This is a genomic window from Streptomyces sp. NPDC005438 (assembly GCF_040606315.1).
Lineage (GTDB): Bacteria > Actinomycetota > Actinomycetes > Streptomycetales > Streptomycetaceae > Streptomyces.
The window spans coordinates 160596-184945 of the sequence record NZ_JBEXEP010000012.1; the positions used below are offsets into that span (position 1 = coordinate 160596).

The following is a 24350-nucleotide window of genomic DNA, read 5'->3' on the forward strand; positions in this document are numbered from 1 at the left end:
ACCGCAGGCTGGAGGCGGGGTAACACTACCTCAGGGGTTCCTCAAAGAGGATGGCCCACCCAACGGCTTTGTCTCACTCTTACGGGCCAGTTCGGACGGTCGGAGAACAGCCCGGCAACGCTGCGGTACGCCTCCGCCACGAAAGCCCCAACTCCCCTGGTACGCCCGCCCGTTGGGCCCCCGCCCGGGAGGCGGGGGCCGGACGGTCAGACTCCGGCGTTGAGGAAGAGACCACCGTCGACCACCAGGGTCTGCCCGGTGATCCAGGCCGCCTCCTCGGACACCAGGAAGGCGGCGGCTCCCCCGATGTCGGCCGGCTCCCCGAGCCGGCCGAGAGGGTAGGAGGCGGCGGCCTCCTCCTCCCGCCCCTCGTACAGGGGCCGGGCGAACTTGGTCCGCACCACCGCCGGCGCCAGGGCGTTCACCCGCACCCCGGGGGCGAACTCGTGGGCCAGCTGCTGGGTGAGGTTGATCATCGCGGCCTTGCTCACCCCGTAGGCGCCCACCATCGGGGAGGCGGAGACCCCGGCGACCGAGGCGACGTTCACGATGGCGCCGCCGTGCTCGCGCTGCCAGGCCCCCCAGGTGCGCTGGGCGAAGCCCAGGGCGGACAGGACGTTGGTCTCGAAGACCTTGCGGGCCACGTCGAGGTCCAGCTCGGCGAGCGAACCGAACACCGGGTTGGTACCGGCGTTGTTCACCAGGTAGTCGACCCGGCCGAACTCCTCGACGGTACGGCGTACCGCCTCGGCCTGGTGCGCCTCGTCATGCGCCTTGCCGGCCACACCGATGGCCCGGCCCCTGCCCCCGAGGTGTTCGACGGCCTCGCTGAGCGCCTCCTCGTTGCGCGCGGTCACACACAAGCGGTGCCCCTTCGCGGCGAGGGTCTCGGCGATCCCGAGTCCGATGCCCCGGCTCGCCCCGGTGACCAGGGCCACCCGTCCGCTGTCGGCGGGGGGCTGGTCCGCTCGTGCCGTGTCGCTGGTCATCCGTGACTCCCTGTCGTCAGTTGAGCGGGCCACCGGCCACGTACAGCACCTGGCCGGAGACGAAGCCGGCGTCCGGGGAGGCGAAGAAGGCCACGGCGTTGGCGATGTCCTCGGGGCGGCCCACCCGCTGTACGGGGATCTGGCTGGCCGCGGCGGCCTGGAACTCCTCGAAGCCCATGCCGACCCGCTCGGCGGTCTGCGCGGTCATGTCGGTGACGACGAAGCCGGGCGCCACCGAGTTGGCGGTGATCCCGAACTTGCCCAGTTCCTTGGCCAGGGTCTTGGTGAAGCCCTGGAGACCGGCCTTGGCGGCGGCGTAGTTGGCCTGGCCGCGGTTGCCCAGGGCCGAGGAGGAGGAGAGGTTGACCACCCGCCCGTAGCCGGCGTCCACCATGTGCTTCTGGCAGGCCCGGGTCATCAGGAAGCTGCCCCGGAGGTGGACGTTCAGCACGGTGTCCCAGTCGCCCTCGCTCATCTTGAACAGCAGGTTGTCGCGGAGCACACCGGCGTTGTTCACCAGCACGGTGGGAGCGCCCAGTTCGGCGACCACCCGCTCCACGGCGGCCTCCACCTGGGCGCTGTCGGAGACGTCGGCGCCCACGGCGAGGGCGGTGCCGCCGGCGTCCTTGACCGCCTGGACGGTGGACTGACAGGCGGCCTCGTCCAGGTCGATCACGGCGACCTTGTTGCCGTCGGCGGCGAGCCGGAGGGCGGTGGCGGCGCCGATTCCCCGAGCGCCCCCGGTGACGACTGCTACGCGCTGTTCGGTGGTGGACATGCTGGCCTTCTCCTCGCCCTAGATGAGCAACCGCTTAGTTCCTGGAACAGGGGTGACGCTAGAAGCCAGGGCACCGGGTGTCAACGCCGACCAGCCCGGTACGAGCCGGGCGAACGCCCGGGTCGCACCGGCCGCCGGGGGCCCGGCCACGACGTGACGCCGGCGGGGCCCCGCACCCTCGGGCCACCTCAGCCGTAGCGCCCCACCCGCTCCGGGCGCAGGGCCTCGGCCACGGCGTCGGCCAACTCCCCCACCTCCGACAACGCGAGATCGGAGACGGTGATCCGCACCCCGGGCGGGCTGTCGGACCGGAAGCGGGCCCCGGGGGCCACCCCCCAGCCGGCCGTCATCAACCGGGTCACCACCGCGGTCTCGTCCGGCACCCGCACCCACACGTTCATCCCGCCGCGCCCCCACGCCCGCACGTCCCGCTCCCCCAGGGCCCGCAGCAGAGCCTCGCGCCGCGCACCGTAGGAGCGGGCCACCGCCTCCTGGTCCACCGCGCCGGTACGCCACAGGTGCAGCACGGCCCACTGGAGCAGGTGGCTCACCCAGCCCGGCCCCAGGCACTGCCGTCCGCGCACCCGGTCCAGGGTGACCTGGTCGCCGGCCAGCACCGCCACCCTCAGGTCCGGCCCCAGCACCTTGGCCGTGGACCGCAGCAGCGCCCAGTGCCGGGTGACCCCGACCAGGGGGTGGTACGGCTCGTCCACGATGCCGTGACCGTGGTCGTCCTCGATCAGCAGGGTGTCGGGGTGCTCGCCCAGCAGTCGGCGCAGTCGTTCGGCCCGCGTCGCGGACAGGCCGGCCCCGGTGGGGTTCTGCGCCCGGGCGGTGACCACCCAGGCCCGTACCCCTTCGGCGAGGGCACGCTCCGCCTCCTCGGGGAGCGGCCCCTCGTCGTCCACCGCCACCGGTACGGCCCGCAGCCCCAGCGCGGGCACCAGGTCCAGCAGGCTCCCCCAGCCGGGGTCCTCCACGGCCACCGCGTCCCCGGGACGCAGGTGGGCGGCGCACACCCGCTCGACGCCGTCCAGCGAACCGGAGGTGACGGCCAGGGAGTCCGCGCGTACCCCGTCGGCGGTCAGGGCCCGCCGGACATGGTCGGCGAACTCGGGCTCGACCGGGTCGTCCCCGTACCGCACGGGGCGGCGGGCGTGGGCGCGGCCGGCCTCGGCCAGCGCCTCGGCGAGCGGGGGCAGCAGCGCCGGGTCGGGGTTGCCGCTGGACAGGTCGCGGACGCCCTCGGGCAGCTTGGCCCACATCGCCTCGCGGGCGACGCTGGCCGGCCGTTCCCGTACCCGGGTGCCGCGACGGCCGGCGGTGTGCACCACGCCCCGTTCCCTCAGGGTGCGGTAGGCGGCGGCCACCGTGTTGGGGTTGACGTCCAGGGCGGTCGCCAACTCCCTCAGCGGGGGCAGGAGTTGGCCGGGGCGGAGGCTCCCCTCGGCGAGGGCGGTCTCCACGCTGGCCGCGATCTCCGTGGCACGGCGACCCGTGATGGGATATTCTTCTAGCACAAACAACACTATGCACTAGTGCAATACGAGGAGCAAGAGACGAGGTAGCCGATGACCGCTCCGCCCGCCTCCGCCAACCCCCCGGCCGACGGCCGCTATCCGGCCACCGAGCGCACCACCCCCACCCGCGCCCCGCAGCGCGCCCACTACGACCGCGACCTGATCCACGCGATCCTCGACCAGGGCTACCTGTGCCACCTCGGCTTCGTCCGGGACGGCGCCCCGGTGGTGCTCCCCACCCTCTACACCCGCGTGGAGGAGCGGCTGTACGTCCACGGATCCAGCGGCTCGCGCCCGCTGAGGGCCGCCGACCAGGCCCCGGAGGGGATGCCGGTCTGCCTCACCGTCACCCACGTCGACGGCCTGGTGCTGGCCAAGTCCGCCTTCCACCACTCGTTGAACTACCGCTCGGTGGTGGCGCACGGAAGGGCACGGGTGGTCACCGACCCCGAGGAGGCACGCCACGCCCTGGACGCACTGGTCGACCAGGTGGTGGCCGGCCGTTCCTCGGACAGCCGGCCCGCCAACCGCAAGGAGCTGGCCGCCACCACGGTGCTGCGGCTCGACCTGGACGAGGTCTCGGCGAAGGTACGCGAGGGCGGCCCCAGCGACGACCCGGAGGACGAGGAGCTGCCCCACTGGAGCGGAGTGGTGCCGACCACCAGCGGCTACGGCGCCCCGGTGCCGGCCGACCCGGAGGGAGCGGGGGCCGAACCCCCGTCGTACCTCAGGGCGTTGACCGGTCGTTGAGGTCCGCCAGGTTCCCCGACGTCGGGAGGTCGCCGTCCGACCGGGGCTCGTCGGGGGTCCGGCCTCCCTGCGCCACGGGCTGGGCCGGCGCCTCCCTGGGGGTGGCCCGCTGGGCGATCAGCGCGCCCAGCAACACCACGGCCCCGCCCAGCAGTTGGACCGCCGACAGGTGTTCGTCCAGCAGCACCCACGCCAGTACGGTCGCCAGCACCGCCTCCAGGCAGGCCACCACCCCGGCCACGGCGGGGCTCAGTCGGCGTACCGCCACCACCCCGGTCAGGTAGGCGACCACCGTGGCCACCAGCACCATCCAGCCGGCCGGCACGACCAGCGGCACCCGCGCGCCAGCCAGTTGACCGTCCCCGGCGAGCAGGGCCCAGTCCATCTCCCAGGGGCGGGCCACCACGGTCAGCAAGAGCGCGCCGACAGCCAGGCCGTAGGCGACCACTCCCAGCGGGTCGGGGGCCGACTCGCCGTCCGCGCCGTGGTCGGACAGCACGAAGTAGCCGACCTGGCAGCAGGCCGCCCCCAGGGCGAGCAGCAACCCCAGGGGGTCCACGCTCAGGCCCGCCCACACCTCGACCACACAGCTCAGACCGCCCACCGCCAGCACCACGCCCACGGCGGCGGACCGGCTGACCGGTCGGCGTTGCACATAGCGCACCCAGCCCAGCACCAGGGCCGGTGCCAGGTACTCGATCAGCAGGGCGACGCCCACCGGGATACGGGAGATGGCCCCGAAGTAGCAGGCCTGCACACCGGCCACGGCCAGCAGACCGAAGCCGGCGACCAGCGCCGGGCGCCGTCGCAGCAGTACACGGTGACGCCACAGCAGGGGGGAGAGCACCGCGGCGGCGCCGGCCACCCGCAGCCAGGTCACCTGGAGCGGTTCCAGGCCGGCGATGATCAGGGGCTTCGCGGCCGGGCCGGCCCCTCCGAAGGCGAACGCGGAGAGCAGGGCCAGTTGGAGCGCGGAGGTCCGGCCCCGGGCGGAGCGGGTGACGCTGGGCATCGCTTCATGATGCCAACGCCGTACAGGCGTGTCATCCCAGAACACCCCTGTCACCGCCCGGGGAGAGGCAACTCACCCCCCAAGAGGGGCGTCGGCCTCAGCAGGCGCGCTCGCCCATCCGCCCGGTCTCCCCCATCGGATCCAGACCGGCCGACCGCAGCACCTCCACCGCCCGGCACTCGGGGTCGGCGAGCAGCGCGGCCATCAGGTCCCGCCCCGTGGCGTACTCCGCCCGACGTAGACGGGCCCGCACCAGCGCCCCGTTCAGGGCGGCAGCCGCCTTGGGCGACCAGCCGCTCACCCCGCCCCACCAGGTCTCGGCCTGCGCCTCCGGGCCCTCGGCCCGGGTCTGCCAGACCAGCCCGTAGCCGATGCTGCGCTGCACCAGGTAGCCCAACAGCCGCCCCAGCCGCGCCGGTTCGTCGCCGCTGAGCGACTCACGGGTGCCCTGGTCGCTCTCCAGCAGGCTGTGCAGCAGGTGCGCGGTGTCGATCTGCGGGTCCGCTCCCCGCGCCGCACGGCGCCGGGCACCGAGTACGGCGGCGGCCAGCTCGGGACTGAGGGAGGGCAGCGCGGGCGACGGGCGGCCCTCCGCTTCCTGGACAAGGCTTCGCACGTCCACCACCTCACCATTTCCCCGCACTACCGGGCATCCCCGGCATGGCGGATCAGTGGTCCCACTCTGGTCGTTCACGCCCACCCTGTCCTCCTCCCAGAGGACGACACCCACCCGGGATCTCCCCCGAGCCCGACCCCACCCTCCACAGCCGCCGCCGGCCCCGCACGGCCCGCCCTACGATGCGCCCATGAGAGCCCGCATCGTCGACGCGTTCACCGACCGCCCCTTCACCGGCAACCCCGCCGCCGTACTGCTGTGGGAGGCCGGCCCCTTCCCCGGGGACGACCAACTGCGGCTGCTGGCACAGGAGTTCAACCTCTCCGAGACCGCGTTCGCCCACCCGCTGCCCGAGGACGACGAGGCCGACTGGGCGCTGCGCTGGTTCACCCCGGTCACCGAGGTCCGGCTGTGCGGGCACGCGACCCTGGCCACCGCCCACGTGCTGGCCAGCGAGTCCCGGGCACGGGGCACCGTACGGTTCCGCACCCTCAGTGGGGTGCTGTCGGCCCGGATCGCCGAGGACGGGGCGCTGACCCTGGACTTCCCCACCGCTCCGCTCACCGAGGTGGCCGCCCCCGCCCAGGTCGCCGAGGCGCTGGGGGCCGAGGTCACCGCTGCCTGGGACACCGGCCCCCAGGTGGGCGACCTGCTGGTGGAGTTGGCCGACGAGGCCACGGTCCGGGGGCTCACCCCCGACCTGGGCGCGCTGGCACGGCTCGACCACCGAGGGGTGATCGTCACCGCGCGGGCCGGCGAGACGGAGGACTGCGACTACGTGTCCCGCTTCTTCGGGCCGGCCGTCGGGGTGCCCGAGGACCCGGTGACCGGCAGCGCCCACACCGCGCTGGCCCCCCTGTGGTCCGGGCGGCTGGAACGGCCCCGACTGGTCGGACGGCAACTGTCGGCCCGGGGCGGCACGGTGGTCACCACCCTGGACGGCGACCGCACCCTGCTCACCGGCCGGGCGGTCACGGTGCTGGACGGGCGGCTGCTGGCCCTGCCGTAGGTCCGTCCACGGCGGGCCGCGCCGCCGGCACGAGCGGGCGGGCGGCAATTCGGTGGCGCGGGGCGCGGAGATCGGTGAGGCTCGTACGCATGGTCTCAGTACTGCAGAACGTGGCGATCGACTGTACGGACGCCTACCGGCTGGCCCGCTTCTGGAGCGAGGTGACCGGACGCCCGACGCACCCCGATGACGAACCGGGTGTGACGGAGGCCCTGGTGCTGTTGGCGGAGGGGCCGGTGTTGCACTTCAACCAGGTCCCCGAGGCCAAGACGACCAAGAACCGCCTCCACCTGTGTCTACGCCCGGAGACCTCACGTGACCAGGAGGTGGAACGGCTGCTGGGGCTCGGCGCCACCTTCGTCGCCGACCACCGCAACCCCGACGGGTCGGGCTGGGCCATCCTGGCCGACCCCGAGGGAAACGAGTTCTGCGTACTGCGCAGCGAGTCCGACCGGGCCGCCACGGGTTCCTGACGCCGCGTGCCGGGCCCCCGGGTCCGGCACGGGCTCAGGCGGTGGGGAGCCAGTCGACCCGACCGGCCAGCAGGGCGTAGCCGACGAAGGCCACGATGTCGATCAGCGCGTGGGCGACGACCAGCGGGCCGATCCTGCCCCAACGCCGGTACAGCCAGACGAAGATCACGCCCATCGCCATGTTCCCCAGCATCCCCCCGATGCCCTGGTACAGGTGGTACGAGCCGCGCAGCACGGCGCTGGCCGCCAGCGCGGCCCAGGGCGCCCAGCCGAGCTGGTCCAGTCTCCGCAGCAGGTAGCCGACCACGATCACCTCCTCCACCAGGGAGTTCTGCACGGCGGAGGCGATCAGTACCGGGATCTTCCACCACACCTCGGGCAGCGACTCCGGTACGACGGTGAGGTTGGCGCCGGCCGCCCGGGCGCCCAGGTACAACAGCAGCCCGCTGCCCCCGATGCCGGCGGCCACCGCCACGCCCCGCCCCAGGTCGAAACGGGGGCGGGTGCGGTCCAGGCCCAGGCACCGCAGTCCCGGCGCGCCCTCGCGCACCAGCAGGTAGGCCACCAGCACCACCGGCACCAGGGCGGTGCCCACCCCGAACAGTTGCCAGGCCAGGTCCAACCAGGGCCGGTCCGGCGCCCGGGAGGTGTTCAACCGGGCCGCCTGGTCCGACAGCCCACCGGGAGCGGTGACCGCGCCCAGGAAGCTGATCAGCGAGGAGACCGCGCTGGCCCCGAGCGACAGGCCCAGCACCACCCAGGTCTCCACACCCAACAACCGCGGTGACAGGGCGAGTTGGGGCTCCACGGTGCCCTTGTCCCGTTCAGGTGGCCGCACTTGTCCTCCAGCTCCTCCGGTCACGACGGCCGCCCACCGGTCGGGGCGGCCCTCGTGCCCGGGGCGCCGATACCATCACGTCCGCCCCGACCGGGTCCGCCCGCCCCGCCGGGCACGGGACGGGCCGCGTCCCCCGCACCACCGGGGTCCGGTCCACGATCACCGTCCCGGGTGGACGCCGTCCTGGTGCCCCAGCTTGCCGGACGCCGGGGCACACCCCTCAGCCCGGGGTCCCGCCCGGGCGGTCACCGGAGTTCGGCTCAGGACGGGCGGTCACCGGAGCACGGCCGAGGACGGCCCGGGGCTCAGAGGCCGACCGGCCAGGTGTGCACCGGCTCGCCGGTACGCAGCAACTCGCAGTACCTGCGGGTCATCGCCGACAGCGCCTTCTCCCGGTCCAGGCCGCCCGCCCGGGCCTCGTGGAAGGCCGCCGCCTGCCAGGAGGCCCCGTTCACCCGGCGCCGGCACCGCTCCTCGATCACCGACAGGTACCGGTCCCGGTCGGCCGGCTCCACCCCCCACGAGTCCAGCCCCGAGGCGGCGAGCGGCAACAGCTCGTCCCGCACCAGTTCGGCCGCCGGCTGGGCGACCAGACCGCCGCCCCGCCCCGAACGCGGCCACCACAGCTGGGCCTCGATGCCGTGCCGGCAGGCACTGTCGAAGTTCTCCTGGGCGGCGGAGAAGGGCATCCTGGTCCACACCGGTCGGGACTCCTCGGCCAGGGCGCGGACCAGTCCGTAGTACAGGGCGGTGTTCGCCAGGACGTCGGTGACCGTCGGCCCGGCCGGCAACACCCGGTTCTCCACCCGCAGGTGGGGGATCCCGCCGGCGACCTCGTACACCGGGCGGTTCCAGCGGTAGACGGTGCCGTTGTGGAGGGTCAGCTCGGACAGCTCCGGGACGCGTCCCTCCTCCAGCTCCCGTATCGGGTCCTCCTCACCGATCAGGGGGATCAGCGCGGGGAAGTAACGCACGTTCTCCTCGAACAGGTCGGTGACCGAGCTGATCCAGCGCTCCCCGAACCAGGTACGCGGTCGTACGCCCTGGGCGACCAGCTCCGGCGGCCGGGGGTCGGTGGACTGGAGGAACAGCGGCACCCGCGACTCCCGCCACAGTTCCCGGCCGAAGGCGAAGGGGGCGTTGGCGCCCATGGCGATCTGCACCCCGGCGATGGCCTCCGCCGCGTTCCACACGTCGGGGAAACGCTGCGGGGTGACCTGCAGGTGCAACTGCACCGAGGTGCAGGCGGCCTCGGGGGCGATAGAGGCGGAGGTGCACCGCAAATGCTCCACGCCCTCGATGTCGAGGCTCATGTTCTCGCCCCGGGCCGCCATGATCTGTTCGTTGAGAAGGGTGTAGCGGTCGGCCTCGGAGAGGTTGGAGGAGACCATGTCCTCTTCGGTGAGCGTGGGAAGAATTCCGATCATGACGATACGGGAGTCGAGTTGCCGCGCCTGCCGGTCGGCGTACCCGAGCGCCGCGTCGAGTTCTTCCGCGAGTTGGTCGAATACCCGGCCGGTCAACGCGTGGGGCACCACGTTGACTTCCAGGTTGAACTGGGCCAGCTCTGTTTGGAAATCGTCACTCGCGATACGTTCCAGGACCTCCGCGTTGAGCATCCTCGGCATACCGTCCGCCCCGGCCAGGTTCAGCTCGATCTCCAGGCCCATGAGGTTACGCGGTCGCTCGAACCTGTCCTCCTCCAGCAGCAGCTCCAGCGCCAGAAGCGACCGCTCCAGCTTGCGCCGGTACCGCTGCCGGTCGGACAGGTCGAACCTGTCCGCCGCGACCTTCTCACCCATCAGGGCACCCTCCCTGCCTCGGAACGTGTTTCCGATGATGCCCAGCCCGTGCGATCCATAACGCGTCCCCAAGGGTCGGCCACACCACGTCCGGTCACCACCCCGCAGCACGTTCCCCCGGCATAACCGGATCCGGCACGGGTGCCGGACATCAGCCGGGCCGATTCCTCACCTCGTCGGAACCGGCAGACAACGTCACGGAGAAAGCCCTTTCGCGCCCGGGTTGCGGAAGTGGCGAGAGAGCGGATAATGCCCCGAGGAAGGCCGGAAGTCATCTTGCCGCCATTATCGCGCGGGGATATTCGAATCCGCACCTCAGCGTCTTTCGTATAGGATTTGGCGGGCACCCCGACCCGAGAAGTGGCGCGGGAATTCTCCGCCGTCACCGGGCCGATGTCGACCTGTCGCGCCAACACCGGAGTTCGCGCCCGCAGATCCCTCAGTCTCCGAGCGAGAGGCGTCCCGTCCATGCCCCTGCATCTGTCGCCACCGCCAGCACCCGCGCTGCGTTGTGTGCTCGCCGCCCTCCAGGACGTCCACGGCCCCACGGCCACCTCGGGCCCCGGTTCCCCGCACCCCGAACTCTCCCTGCCGGTGCACACCTGGAAGCGGCTGCGCGACCCCCGGGGCGAGATCCGCACCGAACTCACCGGTTGGCGGTTCCCCCTGGGGCCGGCCGAGGGCACCAGCGCCGACCCCCCGCAGGCGGCGGAGGCGCTGCTCACCCCGGAGGGCTGGACCTTCGGCTACCTCAGCCAGGGCCCGTACGTGACCTCCACCGAGCGCGCCCTACGACAGTGCTCCGCCCAGGCCGGCTCGTACCAGCCCCGGTTGCTGTCGCTGCCGGAGCTGTACATGCTCACCCTCTGGCTGCACGGTGACGTCGACGCGGCTCCCGACCGCAACGGCCCCGCGCCCAACGACCTGCTGGTCCCCCTGGCGCCGGCGCCTCCGGGTATCCCCTCCCACCGGCCGCACCGCGTCGAGGCCCTGCTGCCCCTGCTGACCGTACGTCTGCTGGCCGGCCCCCTGATGAGCGCGCCTGCCTGAGCCCCGCTGTACGAGCAGTGGCCCCGCTGTCTCCAGCGGGGCCACTGCTGTCACCGGACCGTGTGGGTCAGTCGCCCGTTCAGTCGTCGTACTCCTCCATCGGGGGGCAGGAGCAGACGAGGTTGCGGTCACCGAAGGCGCCGTCGATCCGGCGCACCGGCGGCCAGTACTTGCTCGCCGGGTCGACACCGGGCGGGAACAGCGCCTCGGCGCGGTCGTAGGCGTGCGGCCACTCGCCGGCCAGCTGCGCCCCGGTGTGCGGAGCGTTGCGCAGGGGGTTGTCCTCCGCGCTCCACTCGCCGTTGCCGACCCGCTCGATCTCCGCCCGGATGGCGATCATGGCGTCGCAGAAGCGGTCCAGTTCCGCCAGGTCCTCACTCTCGGTGGGCTCGACCATCAGGGTGCCGGCCACCGGGAAGGACATGGTCGGGGCGTGGAAGCCGTAGTCGATCAGCCGCTTGGCCACGTCGTCGATGCTCACCCCGGTCTCCTTGGTGAGCGGGCGGACGTCGATGATGCACTCGTGGGCGACCAGCCCGCCGGGACCGGTGTAGAGCACGGGGTAGTGCGGCTCCAGGCGCCGGGCGATGTAGTTGGCGCTGAGCACCGCGACCTGGGTCGCCCGCAGCAGTGCCTCCCCACCCATCAGCCGTACGTAGGCCCAGGAGATCGGCAGGATTCCGGCCGAGCCCCAGGGGGCGGCGGAGATCGGGCCGATACCGGTCTCCGGTCCGGCCTCCGGCTGCAGGGGGTGGTTGGGCAGGTACGGCGCCAGGTGCTCGCGCACCCCCACCGGGCCCACCCCGGGGCCACCGCCGCCGTGCGGGATGCAGAAGGTCTTGTGCAGGTTCAGGTGGGACACGTCCGAACCGAACTTGCCCGGACGGGCCAGCCCGACCAGGGCGTTGAGGTTGGCGCCGTCGACGTACACCTGGCCGCCGGCGTCGTGCACCGCCCCGCAGATGTCGGTGATGTGCTCCTCGAACACCCCGTGGGTGGAGGGGTAGGTGACCATCAGCACGGCCAGCTGCTCACCGTACTGCTCGATCTTGGCGCGCAGGTCGGCCACGTCCACGTCGCCGTCCTCGCCGGTCCTGACCACGACCACCTTCATCCCGGCCATCACCGCGCTCGCCGCGTTGGTGCCGTGCGCGGACGAGGGGATCAGGCAGACGGTGCGCTGGTCGTCACCGTTGGCCCGGTGGTAGGCGCGGACCGCCAGCAGTCCGGCCAGCTCCCCCTGGGAGCCGGCGTTGGGCTGGAGCGAGACGCGGTCGTAGCCGGTCAGTTCCTCCAACTGCCGCTCCAGCCCCCGGATCAGGGTGAGGTAGCCCTGGGCCTGCTCGACGGGGGCGAAGGGGTGGAGGGCACCGAACTCCGGCCAGGTCACCGGCTCCATCTCGGTGGTCGCGTTGAGCTTCATGGTGCACGAGCCCAGCGGGATCATGCCCCGGTCCAGGGCGTAGTCCCGGTCGGCCAGTCGCCGCAGGTAGCGCAGCATCCCGGTCTCGGAACGGTGCTGGTGGAAGACCGGGTGGGTGAGGTACTCGTCGGTCCGCAGCAGCTCACCGGGGAGGGCGTCGGGGGTGGCGGCGTCCAGCGCGTCCACCCCGGCGGGGTCCACCTCGACCCCGAACGCCTGCCACACCGTGGCGAGTTGGGCCCGGGTGGTGGTCTCGTCACAGGCCACGCCCACCTGGTCGGCGTCCACCAGCCGCAGGTTGACGCCCTGTTCGCGGGCCCGCCGTACGACCTCCTCGGCGCCCTGGGGCACCCGCGCGGTCAGGGTGTCGAAGAACCGCTCGTGGGTGACCTCGACCCCGCCCCGGCGCAGCCCCTCGGCCAGCACGGCGGCGAACCGGTGGGTACGGCGAGCGATGGCGGCCAGCCCCTCCGGGCCGTGGTACACCGCGTACATCCCGGCCATGACGGCCAGCAGCACCTGGGCGGTGCAGATGTTGCTGGTGGCCTTCTCCCGACGGATGTGCTGTTCCCGGGTCTGGAGCGCCAGCCGGTAGCCCTTGGCGCCGGCCACGTCCTTGGAGACGCCGACCAACCGGCCCGGCAGGCTCCGCGCGTGCTTCTCCCGTACGGCCATGAAGCCCGCGTGCGGGCCACCGAACCCCATCGGCACCCCGAAGCGCTGGCTGGAGCCGACCGCGATGTCGGCGCCCAGGGAACCCGGGGAGGCCAACAGGGTCAGCGACAGCAGGTCGGCGCTGACGGTGACCACCGCGCCCAGCTCGTGGGCCCGCTCGATCACCGCGCGGTGGTCCCGGACCGCCCCGGAGGCCCCGGGGTACTGCAACAGGACGCCGAAGACGCCCTGTTCGGCCACCTCCTCGGGGATGCCCTCGCCCAGGTCGGCGACGACCACCTCCACCCCGGCGGGTTCGGCGCGGGTGCGCAGCACGGCCAGGGTCTGCGGCAGGCAGTCGGCGTCCACCAGGTAGACGCCGCCCTTGACCTTGCCGACCCGGCGGGAGAGGGCCATCGCCTCAGCGGCGGCGGTTCCCTCGTCCAGCAGCGAGGAGTTGGAGGTGGGCAGCCCGGTCAGGTCGGCCACCATCGTCTGGAAGTTCAGCAGCGCCTCCAGGCGCCCCTGGGAGATCTCCGGCTGGTACGGGGTGTAGGCGGTGTACCACGCGGGGTTCTCCATCACGTTCCGCAGGATCACCGAGGGCGTGAAGGTGCCGTAGTAGCCCAGTCCGATCATGGAGTGCAGGACCTGGTTGCTCCCGGCCAGCTCCCTCAGCTCGGCCAGGACCTCGGCCTCGCTGCGGCCCTCGGGCAGCCGCAGGGACCCGGCGCTCTTGATGACGTCCGGCACCGCGGCCTCGGTCAGCTCCTCCAGCGAGCCGTAGCCCACCTGGGCCAGCATCTTGGCCTGGTCCTCGGCGTCGGGGCCGATGTGCCGCCGCTCGAAGGCGTCGGCGCGCTCCAGATCGGCGAGGGAAGTGTGTGTGGCGTTCATCGCGGGGGCCTCCTGGTCGCTGCGACCTTCGAGGGGCACCGCGGCACGGTGCCCGAACGGCCTCCCCCTCTGTCATCTCAACCTGAGAGTTTCACCGGGCCGTCGTCCCGGCTTTCACCGTCGGTGAGGAGGGGCTGCGGTACGTGTCCGTGGCCCGCCCTGCTTTCCAGAGAGACCTCGTCCGCGCGGTACGTGAGCCTGAGAGATTCCGGGGAGGATTTGCTCCTTCGGCGCCTCCGCCCGGTGGACGGAGAACTCTCCCGCACAGGGTCAACAGCCTTCTACGAGCGTACCAGCGCCCTTACCCCCTGGTCTCGGGGCGGCGTTCGACTGGCCAAGTTCCCGGAAGTGGCTTTTCGTTGTATCTGGAATCCTCGGCAGGACTGGAGACCCCGTGGGAGGGCCCGTGCAGACCGACATCGATCCGCGCAGCTTGATCGGCCGCAAGGCCTTCGACCTCAACGGAGCCAAACTCGGCACGATCGACGAGGTCTACCTCGACGACGCCACCGGTGACCCGGAGTGGGCGGCGGTACGCACCGGACTCTTCCGCCGGGACGCCTTCGTCCCCCTGGAACCCAGCGAAGTGGTGGAGGCCGGGCTGCGCGTGCCCTTCGAACGGCACCTGGTCAAGCAGGCCCCCGACCTCGGGGTGGGGCGCCACCTCTCCCCCGAACAGGAACTGCGGCTGTACCGGCACTACGGCCTCCACGTACCGCTCGACAACGAGCTGCCCTACCCCCCGGTGCCCGAACGGCGCTTCGGCCGCATAGCCGGGGCCGACGGCTGAACCTCCCCCTCGTGCCACACCGGCTCGGCCGGCTCCAGGTCGGGATCGTCCACCCCGAAGGTACGCACCCTCCCGGGCCCGGTCCCCGGCCCCTCGAACCGTACGGTGACCCGCCCCACCCCACTGCCCTGCACCCAGCCCGCCCCGTGCTCCCGGTGCCACACGTCCCGCCCCGGCATCCACCGCCGCGCCGAGGGCGCCTCGGCCACCGGTGCGACCACCGCCGGCTCCACCGGGTCCGCCGCGGCCGACTCCAGGGGTGAGGGCGCCTCGACCACCGCCGTGGTGTGCGTCTGGGCGAACAGGTCCTCCTGGGTGAAGGAGGCCAGCCCGCTCACCCCCACCCCCAGCAGCCGGACACCGGCCGTGGTGTCCACCCCCGCCAACAGCCGGGCCGCCGCCTCACGGATGACGCTGGGGTCGTCGGTCGGACCACGGAGGGTCTCGGAACGGGTGAGGGTGGAGAAGTCGTAGCTGCGCACCTTGATCACCACCGTACGGCCGGACTTGCCGCTGGTGCGCAGCCGCCCGGCACAGCGCTCGGCGAGCCGGTCCAGTTCCAGGGACACCCTGGTGCGGTCGGTGAGGTCCTCGTCGAAGGTGTCCTCCACGGAGATCGACTTGGTGTCCCGCTCAGCCACCACCGGCCGGTCGTCCAACCCCAGCGACATCCGGTGCAGGGCCGTGCCGTGGGCCTTGCCCAGCAGGCGCAGCAACTCCGCCTCTCCCGCCTCGGCCGTCTCCCCCACGGTGTGGATGCCGGCCCTCCGCAGGGCCTCGGCGGTGGCCGGGCCCACGCCGGGCAGGGTGCGCACCGGCAGCGGGGCCAGCAACTCCCGTTCGCTGCCCGGCTCGATCACCACCAGTCCGTCCGGCTTGGCCTGCTCCGAGGCGATCTTGGCGAGCATCTTGCTGGAGGCGAGCCCCACCGAGGCGCTGAGCCCGGTGGCGTCCCGCAGGTCCCGTCGGACCCGCCGACCCCACGCGGTGGCCAGCTCGGCCGTTTGGCCCTGGTGCCGGGCCCGGTCGCGTTCCGGCCAGTCGTCACCGGCCTCCAGGTCGACGAACGCCTCGTCCAGGCTGAGGGGTTCGACCAGAGGCGACAGGGCGGTGAGCAGACCCATCACCGTCTCGCTGACACGTCGGTAGAGGTCGAAGCGGGGCACCAGGTACGCCGCGTGGGGGCAGAGCCTGCGGGCCTGTGCCATCGGCATCGCCGAGTGGACCCCGAACCTGCGGGCCTCGTAGGAGGCGGTGGCCACCACTCCCCGGGGCCCCAACCCGCCCACCACCACCGGACGTCCGCCGAGGCTGGGCTTGGCGAGCTGCTCCACGGACGCGTAGAAGGCGTCCATGTCCAGGTGCAGGATGGTGGGCACGTCTCTCACGGTGCCGATCCTGCCGTACGGCACCGACAGTCGCCGGTCGGCGCGGGGCGCCGACGGGCCGGGGGCTCAGCCCACGCGGTTGCGGCGACGGGCCAGCTCGTCGTCCGGGTGCTCGCCCGGGACGGTCTCACCGCTGTCCACCCGCTCGGCGTGCAGTTCCTCCAGGGCTTCCTCCACGTCGCGCCAGACCACTCCGACGGCGATGCCGAACACGCCCTGGCCGCCCTGGAGCAGGGCCACCACGTCGTCCGGGGAGGAGCACTCGTAGACGGTGGCGCCGTCGCTCATCAGGGTCATCTGGGTCAGGTCGGCCAGGCCCCGGGCGCTCAGGTGGCTGACGGCGGCGCGGATGTTCTGCAGGGAGACACCCGCGTCCAGCAGACGCTTGACGATCTTGAGGACGACCACGTCCCGGAAGCTGTACAGCCGGTGGCTGCCGGAGCCGTACGCGGGGCGGATGCTGGGCTCCACCAGGCCGGTACGGGCCCAGTAGTCCAGCTGGCGGTAGGTGATGCCGGCGGCCGAGCAGGCGGCCGGACCTCGGTACCCCACCTCGGGTGCGGGGTCGGCGGGCCCCACGGGTGAGGGAGAGGGGAGGGGTGTGGGCCGTGGCTCGTGAAGCGGAACGGGACCGCTCGCCCCCGTCTCCTTGTCGGTGCTTCCCACTCCGACCTCCGTCCTTCACGTCCAGTTGGACGTTCCCCAAGACTTGCCCCACGAAGGTAGGCAGTCACCCGGAGTGCGTCAATCAACGCCACACTGGGCACGGCGAGTGATTTTCCCCCGTAGAGGGGTTTCACCTTGCGAGGTCTCGGGAAACCCTGGCCTCTTGGCCGGACGGACCCGTCCCCACGCGGTCGGCTACTGGCTGCTTCCGAAGTCCTCGGGAGAGATCTGGTCGAGGAACTCGCGGAACTTCTCGACCTCGTCCTCCTGCTCGTCGGGAATGGCGATCCCGGCGTCGTCCAGCACACCGTCGCTTCCGTAGATGGGTGTCCCGGTGCGGAGGGCCAGGGCTATCGCGTCCGAGGGGCGGGCACTGACCTCGACCCCGCTGGCGAAGACCAGCTCCGCGTAGAACACGCCCTCTCTGAGGTCGGTGATGCGGACAGCCGTCAACTCCTGCCCCACCGCGTCCAGCACGTCCTTGAACAGGTCATGCGTCAGCGGCCGAGCAGGGGTCATACCCTGCTGGGCGAAGGCGATTGCGGTGGCCTCACCCGGGCCGATCCAGATCGGCAAATACCGCTCGCCCCCCACCTCGCGCAGGAGAACGATCGGCTGGCTGTGGGGCATTTCGACCCGGACACCCACGACGTCGAGCTCGTTCACACAGCAACCCTAGGCCCAGGCCGCCCGGTTTGGATAGTCGGGCCGTGCGTTGGAGGAAGTCTTTGCCCGGTTCACGTCGCCTTTCGGCTTGTGCCCGACGCCGATCACCCGGCGAACCCGGGCGGGAGGCGGGTGGACGGAACGCGACGTGGGGCTGTTCCCGAAAGTGGTTTCGGGAACAGCCCCACAGGATGTCGACAGGCCGAGAACGGCCGGCCGGATCAGACCGTACGCGGACTGGCGAAGAAGCTCAGCCGGTACTTGCCGATCTGCACCTCGTCGCCGCTGGCCAGTGCCACGCCGGACTCGATGCGCTCACGGTTGACGTAGGTGCCGTTGAGGCTGCCTACGTCGGAGACGGTGAAGACCCCGTCCCCGCCCCGACGGAACTCCACGTGGCGTCGGGAGACGGTGACGTCGTCCAGGAAGATGTCGCTCTGCGGGTGCCGTCCGGCGGTCGTCAGCTCGCCGTCCAGCAGGAAGCGGCTGCCAGAGTTGGGCCCCCGCCTGACCACCAGCAACGCCGAACCCAGGGGCAGGGCCTCCACGGCCGCCTGGACCTCCGGCGGCAGGGAGGGTGGTGCCTGCCCGGTGGCCTCCGCCTCGTAGGCCTCCAGGCCGGAGATGGAGATGGTGGAGGTGGTCTCCGAGGAACGCTCCCCCAGGGGCACTCCGCCCCGGAGCGGCGTACCGCACTGGGAACAGAAGCGGCTGGACTCCGGGTTTCGATTCCCGCACCTGTTGCAGACCGGCAAGTCAGCTCCTCCTGCCGTACCCGTGGCGGCCGATTGCCCGAAACCTATGGTTCCCTCACCTTCAGGGTCAACAGAAACCGCTCCGTGCCCACCGGATGGGGCAGTGCCCGGTTCGCCCACCTCGTCGCGGAACAGCGGACGCCCCGCGTCCTGCGCCTCTCCCGCGTCTTGCCGCTCGCCGGCCCGGTGCCGCGCCGACCCGCTGGCTCCGCCGTCCTGGCGGTTCCTGCCGAACAACTTCGAAAAAAAACTCACGGGCGATTCCCCTCGCACGACACAGACCCGCCCGTGGGGCAGGACAGACCCTCGTTACACGTCATGACACCAACGGACGCTGTAGTGACAACGTCCCCGATCGTCTGACAGTTTCCCCTACTCGGCGCCTTGACTCCTCCTCGGCCCCCAGAATGATCACCCCGTCCCCGCTCGGGTCTCACTGCGAGGACGACCGAGCGTGGTCGGGGCGCTTCGCGGACCGCAGAGCGTCCACGGTGATGTCCTGGGAGCGCTCGATCTTCACCGTCGCCCGCTCCTTCTCCATGCTCTGCACGACACCACCGGGGATGTTCAGCGCGGGTTCGAGGTCCTGGGGCTTGCCGATGACCTCGAACCGGTAGGGCGCGGAGATCTTACGGCCGTCCACCGCCACCCCGGTCCCGCTGTCCGAGAAGTAACTCCCGGCCACCACGCGGACGTTGTTGACCTGGATGGCCTCGGCTCCCGCCGCCCTCAGTTCCTGGATCGTGTCCAGCAGCATGTCCGCCTCCACCCCCTTGTCCGGGTCCTCGATGGTGAGGTGGATACCCGGCCCCTGCGCGGCCACCGTACCCGCCAGCACCCCCAACTGGCGCTCCTTCTGCCGAGTCTGCTTGCGCGCCTCCTCGGCCTGGTCCGAGCTGTTCTCCAACTCCGTACGCTGGTTCTGGAGTTGCTGCTTCTCCTCCTCCAGCCGCTTGGTGCGGCCGTCCAGCTCGTCCAGGATGCGCACCAGGTCCTCCTGGCGGGCACCCCGCAGGGCGCTGTTCTCACTGGTCGACCGGACCTGGATGGCCAACCCCAGCCCCAGTACGAACAGCAGCAGGGCCACGATCAGTTGGGCCCGGGTGAGGCGCGGCGGCCACAGCGCGGCGACGAGCCGCTGCCGGCCGGAGCGCGCCGGGGTCTCGTCCTTCCCCTCCGACCGCTGCTCCTCGTGGTCCTCGGCGTCTCCCGCGCCCTCCTCGGGCTCGTCGGGGGCGCCGGCCTGTGGTGCCTCGACCTCCGGCTCGTCCTCCGGCCGCCTCTCGGCCGGCAACGCGGCGGACCGAGGCCGGTCGCCGGCACCCGGGGCGTCCGTCCTCCCGCCCCGGTCCGGCCGGGGTCGGGGCTCGGAAGGTGGCCGGCCGTCGTCCTCCGGCCTCTCACGCTCGTCGCTCATCGACCCTCACGCCCGGAACACGTGCCGACGGATGGCCGCCGCGTTGGAGAAGATGCGGATACCCAGCACCACGACCACCCCGGTGGACAGCTGCGCGCCCACGCCGAGCTTGTCCCCGAGGAAGACGATCAGCGCCGCCACCACCACGTTGGACAGGAACGAGACCACGAAGACCTTGTCGTCGAAGATGCCGTCCAGCATCGCGCGCAGGCCACCGAAGACCGCGTCCAGTGCCGCCACCACGGCAATCGGCAGGTAGGGCTCCACCACCGTAGGTACGACGGGCCGGACGACCAGTCCCGCCAGCACTCCCACGACCAGGCCCAAAACGGCGATCACGATGAACTGCCTTTCCCTTTCCTCGCGGGTTGCGCGGTACGAACACTGAGCGACGGCGCGGCCGGCAACCGTACCGTCTCCTGCGCGGCGATGCTGGTGCGAACCCCGTAGTTCTCGTGCAGCACCTGGAGGTACTGCCCGTCGGCACTGGACTGGAACTCCGAGCGCAGCCGGGGCCCGTCCCCGACGGCCAGCAGCGTATACGGCGGAACCAGTGGCCGGTTGTCGACGAGTATGGCCGAGCCGGCCGCCCTGATCGCCGAAAGCGCCGTCAGCCGCTGGCCGTTGACCGAGACCGCCTCCGCCCCGGACTCCCACAGGCCGTTCACCACCCGCTGGAGGTCACGGTCCCGCACCCGTCCGGTGTCGGAGAAACCGTCACTGTCCCGGGGCCCGTCGCCCCCCGAGCCTCCGGCGTTCTTGGCGTCGTCCACCACCAGCTTCACCCCGGGCCCCCGCACCGGGGTGGCCCCGGCGAGCAGCCCGGCCAGCTGGCCCTGCTTCCCCTGCTTCCGCAGGGCCTCCTGCTGCTTGCGGCTCACCGTCGAACGCAGCCGGTCGATGTCCTTCTCCAGGTCGTCGGCGTCCGTGGAGCCGTTGTCGATCCGGTCGATCAGCTTCTGCCGCTCCTTGGCGTCGCTGGGTCCCGCTATTCGAGCCTGCGCCGCGCCCACGGTCACCACCAGGGCGGCCAACACCAGGCCGACAGCCAGCCCGATCCGGGAGCGAAGGGTGGTGGGCAGGTGCGACCTGCCGGTGACCCCACGTCGCGCGGCGGCCTCCGCGTAGCCGTCGTCCAGGCTGTGGTCCATGACGTTGTTGAGCAGCGACATGGAGGCGTCGGGGCGCGGGGGACGCGAGTCCGTGCTCCGGGCGGGGGGCTGCTGCGGCATGACCCACATCGTCGCATGAGCCACTGGCCACCGCCGAACGGCCCCTGCCCGTACGAGGCGGGGGCCGTCACGGCGTACCGCCTCAGCGCCCGGCGCTGTCCACCACGCCCGCCCACTCGTCGAGCAGGGCCTCGGCCGAGGCGTCGTCCGGGCCCTCCGCCCACAGGTGGGTGACCGCCTCGGCCGGGTCGGGGAGCACCATCACCCAGCGGCCGTCGGGCTCCACCACCCGTACCCCGTCGGTGGTGTCCACGTACCGGTCACCGGCCGCCTCCACCACGCGCCGCATCACCAGCCCCTTGACCGCCCACGGGGTCGCCAGGTCCCTCCGGGTCACGTGAGCGCTGGGAATGCGGGCGTCGATCTGGCTGAGGGTCAGCTGGGTACGGGCCACCAGGCCGATGAGCCGTACGAAGGCGGCGGCACCGTCGAACACCGAGCTGAACTCCGGGACGATGAACCCACCCCGACCGTCACCGCCGAAGACCGTACCGTCCTCCTGGGCGACCCGGGCGAGGTCCTCCGGGGAGGTGGTCGTCCACTCCACCTGGGTGCCGTGGTAGGCGGCGACCTGCTCCGCGATGCGGGTGGTGGTCACCGGCAGGGCGACACGGCCGCTGCGGCGCTCGGCGGCGATCAGGTCGAGGAACACCAGCAGGGCGCGCTGGTCCTCGATGATGCGCCCCCGCTCGTCCACCAGGGACAGCCGCTCACCGACGGGCCCGAACCGCACTCCGAAGGCGGCCCGCGCCGAGGCCACGATCTCGCCGAGCCTCACCAGACCGTCGTGGCGGGCCTCGGCGGACTCGGTCGGCCGGGTCTCGTCCAGGCCCGCGTTGATGGTCAGGAAGTCGACGCCCAGTCGTCCCAACAGGCTGGGCAGCACCAGTCCGGCGCTGCCGTGTGAGGCGTCCACGACCACCCTCAGGCCCGAGTCCGTGACACCGGTGGTGTCCACCGCCCGCAACAGCGACCCGGTGTAAGAGTCGAAGACGCTCGCGGGGAAACTCAGGTCACCGATCTCACCGGGGAAGGCACGACGGTACTCCTGGCGGGCGTAGACGCGGTCCAGCTTGCGCTGTCGCGCCTGGGAGAGGTCGGCTCCCCGTTCGTCGAAGAACAGGATGTCCACCGAGTCCGGCACCCCGGGGGTGGTACGGATCATGATGCCGCCCGCGCTCCCCCGCGCCGTCTGCTGCCGGGCCACCGGCATCGGTACGTTCTCCAGGTCCCGTACGTCGATGGCGCTCGCCTGGAGGGCAGAGATCATCGCGCGCTTCAACGCCCGGGCGCCACGCGAGTGGTCACGCGCGGTGGTGACCGTGGCCCCCTTCTTCAGCGTCGTGGCGTAGGCGCCGGCCAGCCGTACCGCCAGCTCCGGGGTGATCTCCACGTTGAGGATCCCGGACACTCCCCTGGCCCCGAACAACCGCGCCTGACCACGGGACTCCCAGATCACCGAGGTGTTGACGAAAGCGCCCGCCTCGATGGTCTTGAAGGGGTAGACGCGCACGCTGCCCTGGACGATGGACTCCTCGCCGATGAAGCACTCGTCCCCCACCACGGCGCCGTCCTCGATCCGCACCGCGCGCATCAGGTCCGTGTTCTTCCCGATCACACAGCCACGGAGGTTGGACTGCTGCCCCACGTAGACGTTGTCGTGGATGACGGCGCGGTGGAGGAACGCCCCACTCTTCACCACGACGTTCGAGCCGATCACCGAGTGCTCGCGGATCTCGGAGTCGGCCTCCACCTTGGCGTAGTCACCGATGTACGCGGGGCCGAGCACCGTGGCCTCGGGGTGCACCTCCGCCCCCTCGGCCACCCACACGCCGGGGGAGATCTCGAAGCCGTCGATGTCGACGTCGACCTTCCCTTCCAGCACGTCGGCCTGGGCCTTCACATAGCTCTCGTGGGTGCCGACGTCCTCCCAGTAGCCCTCGGCCACGTACCCGTAGATGGGCTTCCCGTCCTTCATCAGACGGGGGAAGACATCTCCCGACCAGTCCACCGAGACGTCCGGTTCCACGTAGTCGAAGACCTCGGGTTCCATGACGTAGATGCCGGTGTTCACCGTGTCCGAGAAGACCTGTCCCCAGGTCGGCTTCTCCAGAAAGCGCTCGACCTTCCCCTCCTCGTCGACGATGGTGATGCCGAACTCCAGCGGGTTGGGTACGCGGGTCAGGCAGACCGTGACCATCGCGCCGCGTTCACGGTGGAAGGCGATGAGTTCCGAGAGGTCGAAGTCGGTGAGGGCGTCACCCGAGATCACCAGAAAGGAGTCGTCCCTGAGCGCCTCCTCGGCGTTCTTGACGCTCCCCGCCGTGCCCAGGGGCTTCTCCTCGTTGGCGTAGGTGAGCTCCATGCCCAACTCGTCGCCGTCACCGAAGTAGTTCCGCACCAACGAGGCCAGGAACTGGACGGTCACCACCGTCTCGGTGAGTCCGTGCCTCTTCAGCAGACGCAGCACGTGCTCCATGATCGGGCGGTTCACGACCGGGAGCAGGGGCTTCGGCATACTCGACGTCATGGGTCGAAGTCGAGTGCCTTCGCCGCCCGCCATCACGACAGCCTTCATAACGGAACGCCCTCCTAGGGATGAAACGACGATCTCGCCAACTTCACCACCAGGATGACCCACGCGACGAAACGGGGACATCCGGCCTCCGCCACGCCGCGAAGAGAGTTCAGCCAGCCCTGGCGTCCGCCGACACCAGACGGCGGACCTGAACGATGTAGAGAATCCCCGCCCACCAGTACAGGGCCGTTCCCCAACCGGCGAACGCCCACCCCAGGATCCCGGCGACCGTCGCGACAGCTCCGTTGCCGTCGCTGAGAAGCAGCAGTGGGAAGGCGTACATCAGATTGAAGGTGGCCGCCTTCCCCAGGAAGTTCACCTGGGGCGGGCCATACCCATGTCGGTCCAGGATCCACACCATGACCAACAACACCAACTCGCGGGACAGCAGCAGCGCGGTGATCCACCAGGGCAGGATCTCCCGCCAGGTCAGCCCGACCAACGTGGAGACGATGTAGAGCCGGTCAGCCGCGGGGTCCAGCACCCGTCCCAGACTGCTCACCTGGTTCCACCGGCGAGCCAGCTTGCCGTCCAGGTAGTCGCTCACACCACTCAGGGCCAGCACCAACAGTGCCCAACCGTCGACCTTGGGCCCACCGAACTCGGGCCACAGGATCAGCCACAGAAACAGCGGTACGCCCGCCAGTCGGGCCATGCTGAGGATGTTGGGGATCGTGAAGGTCCGCGCCGTCTGGACCTGCGTCGCCTGATCCCCCACCGAAACCTCCTAGGTCACCCTCGGCACCGTGATGCTGGATTGACCCTACCTGTCTCCGGTACCAGGGATGCCGGCACCCGGGCTGTCCGGGCCGGGGACAAAGGTCTCGGCACAAAAAAGGGGGGCCTAGGCCCCCTCTCCCAGAAATGGCCCACCCCCCACACACAAAAGAAAGAGGGCCCCGATTCTCCTGGACCAAATCGTCCAGAGAACCAAGACCCTCTCCCCTAAAAGGAGTTCGGCGGTGTCCTACTCTCCCACACACTCCCGTATGCAGTACCATCGGCGCTGTAAGGCTTAGCTTCCGGGTTCGGAAAGTAACCGGGCGT

At 71.3% G+C, this 24350-nt stretch carries 22 protein-coding genes, 1 rRNA gene and 1 riboswitch; of the genes, 5 read left to right on the plus strand and 18 right to left on the minus strand.

Going from position 1 to position 24350, the window contains the following annotated elements:
- Positions 1-206: 206 nt before the first annotated feature.
- The 3 genes from ABZT14_RS22885 to ABZT14_RS22895 all read right to left on the minus strand — a co-directional run bounded on the left by ABZT14_RS22885 (position 207) and on the right by ABZT14_RS22895 (position 3287).
- Positions 207-989, minus strand: a complete 783-nt coding sequence (locus ABZT14_RS22885) for an SDR family oxidoreductase (RefSeq protein WP_356305736.1) — start codon at positions 987-989, stop codon at positions 207-209.
- A 16-nt stretch (positions 990-1005) separates the two neighbouring features.
- A complete protein-coding gene (gene fabG / locus ABZT14_RS22890) occupies positions 1006-1767 on the minus strand; it encodes a 3-oxoacyl-ACP reductase FabG (RefSeq protein ID WP_356305738.1) in 762 nt (253 codons plus the stop codon).
- 188 nt (positions 1768-1955) lie between these two features.
- Complete coding sequence (locus tag ABZT14_RS22895; RefSeq protein WP_356305740.1) at positions 1956-3287, minus strand: aminotransferase class I/II-fold pyridoxal phosphate-dependent enzyme; 1332 nt, start codon at positions 3285-3287, stop codon at positions 1956-1958.
- 51 nt (positions 3288-3338) lie between these two features.
- Between ABZT14_RS22895 and ABZT14_RS22900 the strand changes: the two genes are divergently transcribed.
- Positions 3339-4037: a pyridoxamine 5'-phosphate oxidase family protein gene (locus tag ABZT14_RS22900; protein ID WP_356305742.1), complete on the plus strand. Its 699-nt coding sequence runs from the start codon at positions 3339-3341 to the stop codon at positions 4035-4037.
- On the opposite strand, the gene ABZT14_RS22905 is transcribed toward ABZT14_RS22900, so the two are convergent.
- Positions 4015-5049, minus strand: a complete 1035-nt coding sequence (locus ABZT14_RS22905; RefSeq protein WP_356305744.1) for an EamA family transporter — start codon at positions 5047-5049, stop codon at positions 4015-4017. The genes ABZT14_RS22900 and ABZT14_RS22905 overlap by 23 nt on opposite strands.
- A gap of 97 nt (positions 5050-5146) precedes the next feature.
- Positions 5147-5665: a Clp protease N-terminal domain-containing protein gene (locus tag ABZT14_RS22910; RefSeq protein ID WP_356305746.1), complete on the minus strand. Its 519-nt coding sequence runs from the start codon at positions 5663-5665 to the stop codon at positions 5147-5149.
- Between the two features lie 190 nt (positions 5666-5855).
- Between ABZT14_RS22910 and ABZT14_RS22915 the strand changes: the two genes are divergently transcribed.
- Both ABZT14_RS22915 and ABZT14_RS22920 read left to right on the plus strand, forming a co-directional pair.
- Entirely contained in the window at positions 5856-6674 is an 819-nt protein-coding gene (locus ABZT14_RS22915) for a PhzF family phenazine biosynthesis protein (protein WP_356305748.1), read from the plus strand.
- A gap of 89 nt (positions 6675-6763) precedes the next feature.
- On the plus strand, positions 6764-7147 hold the full coding sequence (locus ABZT14_RS22920) for a VOC family protein (protein ID WP_356305750.1): 384 nt from the start codon (positions 6764-6766) through the stop codon (positions 7145-7147).
- 34 nt (positions 7148-7181) lie between these two features.
- Here ABZT14_RS22920 and ABZT14_RS22925 read toward each other — a convergent pair whose 3' ends face one another.
- Both ABZT14_RS22925 and ABZT14_RS22930 read right to left on the minus strand, forming a co-directional pair.
- Positions 7182-7985: a type II CAAX endopeptidase family protein gene (locus tag ABZT14_RS22925; RefSeq protein ID WP_356305752.1), complete on the minus strand. Its 804-nt coding sequence runs from the start codon at positions 7983-7985 to the stop codon at positions 7182-7184.
- A 305-nt stretch (positions 7986-8290) separates the two neighbouring features.
- Complete coding sequence (locus ABZT14_RS22930; RefSeq protein WP_356305754.1) at positions 8291-9787, minus strand: glutamate--cysteine ligase; 1497 nt, start codon at positions 9785-9787, stop codon at positions 8291-8293.
- Between the two features lie 468 nt (positions 9788-10255).
- Here ABZT14_RS22930 and ABZT14_RS22935 point away from each other — a divergent pair, with 468 nt between their 5' ends.
- Complete coding sequence (locus tag ABZT14_RS22935; protein WP_356305756.1) at positions 10256-10837, plus strand: hypothetical protein; 582 nt, start codon at positions 10256-10258, stop codon at positions 10835-10837.
- 79 nt (positions 10838-10916) lie between these two features.
- Here ABZT14_RS22935 and gcvP read toward each other — a convergent pair whose 3' ends face one another.
- The gene (gene gcvP / locus ABZT14_RS22940) at positions 10917-13811 is read right to left on the minus strand and encodes an aminomethyl-transferring glycine dehydrogenase (RefSeq protein ID WP_356305758.1); all 2895 of its coding nucleotides are present in this window, start codon (positions 13809-13811) and stop codon (positions 10917-10919) included.
- 176 nt (positions 13812-13987) lie between these two features.
- A riboswitch (glycine riboswitch) is annotated at positions 13988-14084 on the minus strand.
- A gap of 133 nt (positions 14085-14217) precedes the next feature.
- Here gcvP and ABZT14_RS22945 point away from each other — a divergent pair.
- On the plus strand, positions 14218-14601 hold the full coding sequence (locus tag ABZT14_RS22945; RefSeq protein ID WP_356305760.1) for a PRC-barrel domain-containing protein: 384 nt from the start codon (positions 14218-14220) through the stop codon (positions 14599-14601).
- Here ABZT14_RS22945 and ABZT14_RS22950 read toward each other — a convergent pair.
- From ABZT14_RS22950 to rrf, 10 genes are all read right to left on the minus strand, one after another.
- Positions 14547-15989 carry a DNA polymerase IV gene (locus tag ABZT14_RS22950; RefSeq protein ID WP_356305762.1) on the minus strand — a complete coding sequence of 481 codons (1443 nt, stop codon included), beginning with the start codon at positions 15987-15989 and terminating at the stop codon, positions 14547-14549. The two genes, ABZT14_RS22945 and ABZT14_RS22950, sit on opposite strands and share 55 nt — an antisense overlap.
- A gap of 66 nt (positions 15990-16055) precedes the next feature.
- Positions 16056-16655, minus strand: coding sequence for a MerR family transcriptional regulator (locus ABZT14_RS22955; protein WP_356305764.1), 600 nt, complete (start codon positions 16653-16655; stop codon positions 16056-16058).
- A gap of 195 nt (positions 16656-16850) precedes the next feature.
- Positions 16851-17321 carry a bifunctional nuclease family protein gene (locus ABZT14_RS22960; protein ID WP_356305766.1) on the minus strand — a complete coding sequence of 157 codons (471 nt, stop codon included), beginning with the start codon at positions 17319-17321 and terminating at the stop codon, positions 16851-16853.
- Positions 17322-17542: 221 nt separating this feature from the next.
- A complete protein-coding gene (locus tag ABZT14_RS22965; RefSeq protein WP_356305768.1) occupies positions 17543-18076 on the minus strand; it encodes an FHA domain-containing protein in 534 nt (177 codons plus the stop codon).
- Positions 18077-18509: 433 nt separating this feature from the next.
- Entirely contained in the window at positions 18510-19493 is a 984-nt protein-coding gene (locus ABZT14_RS22970) for a DUF881 domain-containing protein (RefSeq protein WP_356305770.1), read from the minus strand.
- A 6-nt stretch (positions 19494-19499) separates the two neighbouring features.
- Positions 19500-19832, minus strand: coding sequence for a small basic family protein (locus ABZT14_RS22975; protein ID WP_356305772.1), 333 nt, complete (start codon positions 19830-19832; stop codon positions 19500-19502).
- The gene (locus tag ABZT14_RS22980; protein WP_356305782.1) at positions 19829-20734 is read right to left on the minus strand and encodes a DUF881 domain-containing protein; all 906 of its coding nucleotides are present in this window, start codon (positions 20732-20734) and stop codon (positions 19829-19831) included. Before ABZT14_RS22980 ends, ABZT14_RS22975 begins: the two co-directional genes overlap by 4 nt.
- Positions 20735-20807: 73 nt before the next feature.
- A complete protein-coding gene (locus tag ABZT14_RS22985) occupies positions 20808-23303 on the minus strand; it encodes a mannose-1-phosphate guanyltransferase (protein ID WP_356305774.1) in 2496 nt (831 codons plus the stop codon).
- A 109-nt stretch (positions 23304-23412) separates the two neighbouring features.
- Positions 23413-24021 (minus strand): CDP-alcohol phosphatidyltransferase family protein, encoded by a 609-nt coding sequence (locus ABZT14_RS22990; protein WP_356305776.1) that lies wholly within the window; start codon positions 24019-24021, stop codon positions 23413-23415.
- Between the two features lie 236 nt (positions 24022-24257).
- A 5S ribosomal RNA gene (gene rrf / locus ABZT14_RS22995) occupies positions 24258-24350 on the minus strand; the annotation flags it as partial.